The organism is Bacteroides timonensis (genome assembly GCF_000513195.1).
GTDB classification, from domain to species: Bacteria; Bacteroidota; Bacteroidia; order Bacteroidales; family Bacteroidaceae; genus Bacteroides; species Bacteroides timonensis.
Map to the genome: position 1 here is coordinate 1 of NZ_CBVI010000103.1, position 5,227 is coordinate 5,227.

General features: G+C 51.5%; 5 protein-coding genes. All 5 read right to left on the minus strand.

All coding sequences use genetic code 11. The annotated features are described in order from the left end of the window. A partial coding sequence (locus BN161_RS30665) for a four helix bundle protein (protein ID WP_044269423.1) occupies positions 1-326 on the minus strand: 326 nt, incomplete at its 3' end. Between the two features lie 54 nt (positions 327-380). Next, positions 381-2,054, minus strand: coding sequence for a fimbrillin family protein (locus BN161_RS19220; RefSeq protein WP_044269425.1), 1,674 nt, complete (start codon positions 2,052-2,054; stop codon positions 381-383). 18 nt (positions 2,055-2,072) lie between these two features. Continuing rightward, entirely contained in the window at positions 2,073-3,779 is a 1,707-nt protein-coding gene (locus BN161_RS19225) for a fimbrillin family protein (protein WP_044269427.1), read from the minus strand. A 129-nt stretch (positions 3,780-3,908) separates the two neighbouring features. Then, a complete protein-coding gene (locus tag BN161_RS28185; protein WP_052356337.1) occupies positions 3,909-4,610 on the minus strand; it encodes a protease inhibitor I42 family protein in 702 nt (233 codons plus the stop codon). A gap of 223 nt (positions 4,611-4,833) precedes the next feature. Continuing rightward, the coding region (locus tag BN161_RS19235; RefSeq protein WP_044269432.1) for an HU family DNA-binding protein at positions 4,834-5,227 on the minus strand (394 nt) is incomplete at its 5' end.

A 5,227-nucleotide genomic window follows, 5' to 3' on the forward strand; every position in this document is an offset into this window, starting at 1 on the left:
ATTATTGTTGCTAATTCCATTTCTTTTTTACTTATATCCCAAAGGACTTTGCTTAGTTCCTCTTCTTTTATCGGGTTACAAACCCTGATACTCATATCCGGCGGATGAAGGACATCCGCCGGGACGGGGGGTTCCGTGATGACAGTCACCTTTTCATAACTGCTGTTCGCTTTATAAATCAGTGACAGCATATCTAAGTTCAACTCTACCATCCGGCTGCCCAAACCGTAACGGAAAAACCGGGGAAAGCCCTGTGTCAACGGTATCAGCAGGTTCAACAACCGATAAGTGTCACGGTAAAGAGGTAGATCTTCTGATAATGCCATAAAATATATATCGCGACCCGCTTCGCGGGATTGGTTTTAAATAGATAAATAGAATCAGAAAGCGAAGACACACCGCACCTTACGACCGCTGTCGCCCTTAGCGTTGCCGCGCAATTCCAGCTTGTCGATGAAGAAGAGCACGTTGCAGCCGAAGAGGCTATCGAACTCCGAACTCGACCAAAAGTGAGTACCTGTACTAAACTTTGTTGCACTATCTATTTTTTCTAAATATCTATTCATATTATCGACGGCTGTTTTAGCAGCTCCGGATATAGATGCATTATTATTTCCACTCCCACGATAAGTAGTTAAATCTATCCCACCCAAATTGGACAGAATATCCCACCATTGACCCATACTGGGGATAAACCAACCGGTAGTAATATTAGCAGGAGCGGCGTATTTAGCAGTTCCACTATCTACTCCGTAACGACTGGCATGGTAAAAAGCAGTATATGTATTCTGCAAAGTAGCACCGTCATAAGTATTAAGTATCCAATGCGTTTCACCGTAACCGTCAACGTTGTTGTACTGCACCTGCAAGGTATTGGTATTGTTCTGGAAAGGACCAGTGCCATTGTTTTCATTTCTATAAGTTTCTCCCCACCGACATTTTTCGGAGGCATTGGTCAATGCCATGACAAGACCGTGAGGGATAGTTACACCTTTCTGCGTCAAGGCTTTCTTGGCCGCATCGCCGATACGGCTGGCACTTGTACTATAAATGATGCCGATACAAGCCTCTTTCTGCGCATCGGTGAGCGTGGCATCATGAGCTACCAGCGAGCCGTCGTTCATATAGAAGTCGCCGACTTGCAAGGTGTGGGTCTTTGAAGTGATACCGCCGTCCACTTTATAAAGTGCGTAGTTGGCGGTGGTGATGCCGTTGGGCGAAACGGCGTACTCTTTAGTGGCGGTGCTGCCATCGGCGAGCGTGCCGGTGTAGCTGCCCATGAGGTCGGCGGCGGTGGTTTGGCCGGGTTTCACGAGGTAGCGGTACGTGCCGGGAGAGGGGTTGTACGGTGTGAAGCCATAGAAGCGGGTGTCGTGAGCGGCGGCGGCTGTCCACGTGTAGTTCGCGTCGGTAGTGAGCGTGTATTTCGTCATCGGGGTTTCGATCACTACGAGTGCCATGGCGTGCGTCATGGTCAGTTCGAGGGAGTAGGTGCTGCCGGACTGCTTGGAAGCCGTGCCACTGCCCGTCATCAGGTCGGAGGCGGTGTAAGCGGCGTGGGTGCCTTGGTCGGTGGCGGGTGTCCATGCCGAGATGACGTTGGCAAAGAAGGCGGAGGCATCGGTGGCAGAAGCATCGAGTGTGCCTGTCAAGGTGGATTGATAGGGATAGTAGGCAAAGTATTTGGCTTTTGCACCCTCGTAATACGCCTCGCCTGTCCAGCCTGTGCCGTTATGGGTAAGGGGGATGTTGCTACTGACGACTGCATCGTCTACCACGGCATAAAGTCCGATCTTATCCCCTGCGGTGAAGGTGGTGACGTAGCCGTTGTCTACCGCACGGGTGGACGGGCGGTTGTCGGCATTTTGCCGAATGTCACTGCCTGCGGTGCTTTGCCGTGCGGCATCATCGGGGGTGTAGCCTCCGTCGGTGACGGTGATGGTGATCGGCGTACGGGTGTCGCCGGGCGTGCCGGATAGAGTCTCCTCTTCCGAGCAACCTGCCAGCCCTGCGATAAGCAGCAGGGCGGCTAATGAGTGGGTTATTCTGTTCATATCGTTAAATCAATTAGATTATCGATGATTCTGTTTCGATACAGGCGTTTGTAGCTGAAAGGCAAACATAGCCCGATAGAGAAACGTAGAACGTGCATTATTCTTAAGATTCCCCGCATTATCGTTACCGGTTATCGGGTTATACATCCATACGTATCCACCGCTTAGTCCCATGAGTCCTGATGTAAAGTAGTACTTGTTTTGAAAAGGCGTACCTCCTATACGGCTCAAAATGGCATCGAGTACGGGGCGCAAATCTGTTGTTATCATTTTCAGCTCCTGTTGGGAGGGCATATACCAGGTGCTGACCGCTACCGAGGATGGCGGAGATACGGGTGCATTAGTATCATGATTCTTGCACCAATCAATGGCTGTCGTAGTCATATTTGGCTTTTCAGAAAAAAGTTTTGTATGTGCATATCCGAATATCTCATTATTGTACTTACACTCAGTCCCATCTGTAGTGCCCCAATTAGTTTCCTTCTCGTCTACCGAGAGAACGTATCCGGTGGGGACTCCAGTGAAAGATTCATAATTACAATTATCTGTCACCGATGACTTGTTTCGGAGATGAAGCACAATGCCGCTTACGGTTCGTGCGTTTCCGCTTGCATCGGTCAGCACGGGCATGATGGGCAACGTGGCCGTTGTACCGCCCGGGTATTTCCGATATCCGCCATCGCTCCATGTGCCGTCGGAGTAGAAATAATCGCCTGCTTTGAGGTCGGAGGCGGAGAAACCGGTTTCCGGTACTTTACCTGTCACCGGGTCTTTTTCCGTTCCCGTCCACTCCGCTGCACCGGAGGCGGTAACGGTCAGTCCGTTTTTGGTGACGGTAATGGTGTAGGTGTATTGCTGCCCGGCTTGGAGGTTGGCATCAGTTTCCTTCTCCGGGGTGTAGTAGTAATCGTTACCGCCTGCGGTTACTTTGATGAAACTCACGCCCTTCATCTGCCGCGGCACGAGGAGGGCTTGCACGCTCTTTTGGCAGTCCGTAGCGGCAGGGGTTACCTTCTTTGGGGTGATGTCAATGTCACCGGATGTTACCTGCGCCACGCTCCAGTCGGCGGTAGTTGTTCCTCCGGTAGTTGCATCGGTGGAAGTCGTTCCTTCAGTTATCGCTCCCGATTCGGTGGCTTGATTGACGATGGTTACCGTAGCTCCCTTTACCTCGTCCGCCGTCACGCCATTGCCTGCCTTGAGGTTCACCACCACCTTGACGGGCAGGTGCTTGAAGGTAAGTGCTTTGCTACCGCTATATGTCACTTTCTGCGAGGCGACATAAATCAAGTCGCTTTCCTGATAGCCGTCTGTGCCGCTCTGGACTGTGCCGCTCTGGTCTTTCTTCACGATGAACGTAGAGGGTTTCGTGGCGGTGTACGGATACCATGCCGATACGATTTTCTCTTCGGTGGTGCTTTTCCAGTAGAACGGCGTTTCGTCGGTGGCAGCCGAGAGCTTGCCGTCCGTGGAGGCGGTGTACTTCTTTGGGTTAGCAGTGCCTACCACCTGTACGGCTACTTCTTCGCCCCCTGCCCACGTATTGTCCGTGGTGGCACGGGTGGCAGTCACGCCCTCCACCGTTGTGGCGAACGTCATGGGGTATTTGCCTTCGGGCAGCGGCTCGCCTTTCCCGCCGGAGAGTTCGTCCTGCGTGCAGGCTGCTGCCAGCAGCAACACTGCCGTCAGCATGAATGCGGTCTGTAAGATTCCTTTTCTTTTCATATCGTCTTTTTTTAGTTTCATTTTTCTTTTGTGCCACCGCCCCCGGCGAGAGGGGCAGTCGCTACCTTAAATAGGTTGCTCACTCCGGGCTTACGCACCAAGCGCCCGGCGGCGGCTTTAGCTCCAATCTTATTGCAACAAGAAACCGGCATTTGTCGGGAATGTATCTTCTATCATATAATCAGGAACGCTCAATATTTTATTCCTGTCGAAGCCTACTTTATCAAAGATTTCCCACGTCTGAATGTGATATCTCTTCTTGCCGGTACAGAAATAGACTTTACCCGTCGACTGTCCGTAAAATAGTCCTATACGATCCATGCTCATGCTTTCCATATCCGGTATAAGTTTAACGATTTCACCGGGTACGTTCTCCCAAGTAATGCGGCTGAATACCTTGAGATAAGTCTCCCATGAGGGAACATGCATTTTTTTCTTCTCACTACCATTTTCATCATGCAGTAAAAAATAGATAGAGTTCTTGTCCATATCGTTGATGGTTTCTCCCATAACGGTGCTGATATCGTCGATGCCGTTTGCTGCCGGTTTTTCCTCCGGAACGTATGCAAAATATATCAGTTTGTCTTCCAGCGTCACTTCTTCATCGTTGTGGTAGCAGGCAAACTGGATTTCTGCCTGTCCGGGATTCACGAACTTGAAGGTAAATGCCTGTGCGGCTACACCGCCCGGCTGTTCCGCCTTCTCTTCTTTCTCGTCAATAAGGATTGCGCTGCCTGACAAATATGCCAGTGCATAACGGTACTGAGTACCGGCTTGAGTTGTAGGTTTGATGGTTACCGTTTCACCAACCTTGAATACTGTTCTAATCATAACAATACGTGTTTTTGAAGATACTTAAATTTGTAAGGTTCTAATGCCCGAGGGCTTGCGCCGCACGGCTTTGCTTGAGAGGAGGTCTCCGGAGAGGCATTGCCCCTACGGAAACCGTTGCGTCTCAAATATATTTTTCTATCCTGCCGATACTGTGCCGGTAGTGCCGTTTCTACGGTACTGATGGTCACAGTCGGCGGGAAGAAAGTACTTTATGCGGGACTTATCCCAGCGGATTTTCTTCCAGGTTGCCGTCGCCGCCGCCATCGGGCGTTGTGTCCTTGGTGTCGGGCGAGAGTTCAATCCATTCCAGCTGGTCGCTGTCCACGAGGGCGCGGGTGTAGGTGCCGTTGGAGAGCTTGCTGCGTTCGGGGATGAACTCGATGCGCACGGCTTGCACCTGTTGGTCGAAGTTGAAGTCCTTGAGTTCTTTCACGCCCCGGGTGTCGAGCACGTAGCGGAAGTAGCCCAGTCCCTTGATGTGGACGCTCTTGCCTTGCGCCATACGGGTGTGCATCACCGGGGCGATGTCGCCCAGCACGGCCTGAACGTCGGAGTTGCTTACGGTGGAGATTTTCGCCAGGTCTCGGGCGATTACCTCTGTTTCCACGGGCTTT